The organism is Candidatus Latescibacterota bacterium (genome assembly GCA_019038625.1).
In the GTDB taxonomy this organism is placed as follows: Bacteria; Krumholzibacteriota; Krumholzibacteriia; order Krumholzibacteriales; family Krumholzibacteriaceae; genus JAGLYV01.
The window spans coordinates 1-2,286 of sequence record JAHOYU010000203.1; the positions used below are offsets into that span (position 1 = coordinate 1).

At 47.7% G+C, this 2,286-nt stretch carries 2 protein-coding genes; both read right to left on the reverse strand.

Annotated features, from left to right (window positions below; all coding sequences use genetic code 11):
• Positions 1-280 precede the first annotated feature (280 nt).
• Positions 281-1,834 (reverse strand): hypothetical protein, encoded by a 1,554-nt coding sequence (locus tag KOO63_14005; GenBank protein ID MBU8922926.1) that lies wholly within the window; start codon positions 1,832-1,834, stop codon positions 281-283.
• A gap of 255 nt (positions 1,835-2,089) precedes the next feature.
• The coding region (locus KOO63_14010) for a hypothetical protein (GenBank protein ID MBU8922927.1) at positions 2,090-2,286 on the reverse strand (197 nt) is incomplete at its 5' end.

Below are 2,286 nucleotides of genomic sequence, written 5' to 3' on the forward strand. Positions count from 1 at the left end.
CCTGATACGCATAATTCATTCCGGCCGGTCGGCTAGCCTTTGGCCGAGCAGGATTCAAACCTGCTGGATCGCACCAGCTTACCTTGGCGCACGCTTTGTTTTTTCAAATTACTGACAGGCACAGAGGCACTGAGGGCCAAAGGCACAGAGTACTCGCATCAAGACCAATTTGGTCAACTTTGTGCCTGTGTGCCCTTGCCACTTTGACCCTGTCCTTTCTCCTTTTTTCGTGTTAATTCGTAATACAATCCATCAGAATGTTGTTTTTCGTGCGTCATTTTCATGCAGCCAATTCTGTAAGTCCTTTTATATCAGCGGCCGAGGCACACATCAGGGCACAGGCGAACCTCTGTCCTTTTGCTGTTATCATGTAGCGATTTTCCTTTGCTACTTTCTTGACAAGGCCGTGTACTCTTAACAGCTTGATGCGTCTGGTTGTTCTGCCTGCATACTTTCTGTGCTGCTGTTTGCCTACATCCTCTGGCTCGGGATATAGCCAGCGTCTCAGATCTTTATTCCTGAAGCCCGCCAGGGCATTTTCCCCTTTGGCTAAAAAGCTCAGCAATTGATAGTCCTGCTCTTGCCACGGATTGAGCCCCCTGTAGTTCTTGCGGTTTCTTCTTATTTTGTTGCAGGCTGGTGCAGCAATCTCTTTGAGCCTTTGCTTAACCTGAACCGATGCCAAAGCATCAGCATAACGGTCATTACACTGATCGCTTATTTGACAGCGGCGATGCAAGTCGGCGACGCCTTTACGCATCTTTTGCCAGGACGCCGGACGATTCAGATCGTCATCAGGATGGCGATAGACCTTGAACTCGCGAGTCGAATTGATCGTAGTTTCGATTCTCAGGATGCTGCCGCTCTTGTTGTACATCTTTATCGAATTATGATTCTTCCAGTGTTTGATTCTTATGCCTTCATAACGCCGGCGATAATCACTGATGATCTCAGCAGGGTAACCACCTCCAAGCTGGCGTCTGCCAAAGTATCGCATCACTGATGGGGAATCTGAAACATGCATCGCATGATGTAAAAGCGACGGATACAACTCCTCCAGCGACTTGACGGACTCAAACATAACATCTGTCGCCCACTCGGTATTATCTGCCGACCAGTAATAATCGGGCCTGAGAGGACTGACAACTGTAGCCAATGCCGGACAACTCTTTAGCGTCAGTCTCATGAGCATTTGTGACCAATCTGTTTCAAGCTGCTTGTTGAACAGATTCTGTGCAGTGTCAATATCCTCTATCCATGGAAAACAGTTACCATCCTTGATGTAACCAATGCCCTCCTTCTGGAGCTGCTTCTCAAGCCAGTGCCGACCGTTAAGGCAGATGGAAATATTGAAAGGCAGCCAACTCTGAATCCGAACGTGACCGAAGCCGAAGACGGGGTCATCAAAATAATGATATACGAATATACACTTGCGCCGAGCCATTACCAGTTCCAGCTTCTTGCGACGCTTGTTGCCTTTGACCATCGGGGCAATACAAGGCTCTACCACACTTAACATGCAAATGGAACCTTCCTTGATCCCCCTTGATTCGGCAACCTCGCGGACATATTTCTCCTTGTTGATATTTGGACTTCTCAAATAGTGAATCTCGATCCCCAACTCGTCGGCCTTCGCCTGGCAGCTTTGCCTCATCACCGCCGTCAACCCCTCGGCCCAGGTGGCAAAATCCTTCAGCAAAACGTTTGTGAAGCTCATAAATTTTCTCATACCAGTATGATTCGCCAACAACCGCAACGTCCCGCGAAAACGAATCCTGTCCAAACCTCTTACTGCACCGATGATTTTGTCTTGGTACGATTCCAGTAATCTCATAGCGGCATCCTTTCCTTGTTTTCCTTACTCTTGCTGTCAGAGGCTAAAGCATACCACTATACTTTCCCATAAATCCATCGCCATTAATCCTTTGGTTGCGGCTGAGCGAAGCGAAGCCGCGCTAAGTTCATTCGTGTTCATTCGTGGTTCCAATCTTTTTGCTTGCGCGCACAAGACGCGCTCTATAATTAGACCAACATGCACGTTTTGAACGAAAATCTACAAAATTGAAGACACTGTTTCAGCCGTAAGTCCTTATGCTGGAACGAATAGAAGAATATTCAAACTTTTCCATTTTAGCCCGCAGGTACGCGCAGTTTTGAACGAAAAGTGGTCGATGCTTGTTCTCAATTCTACATTCAAGATTCGAGATTCAAAGTCGTCATCCCGACCGAAGTGGAGGGATCTGGCTGCAAGTAGAGGCCCGTCAACATCCCGGCCATATGCTAGAC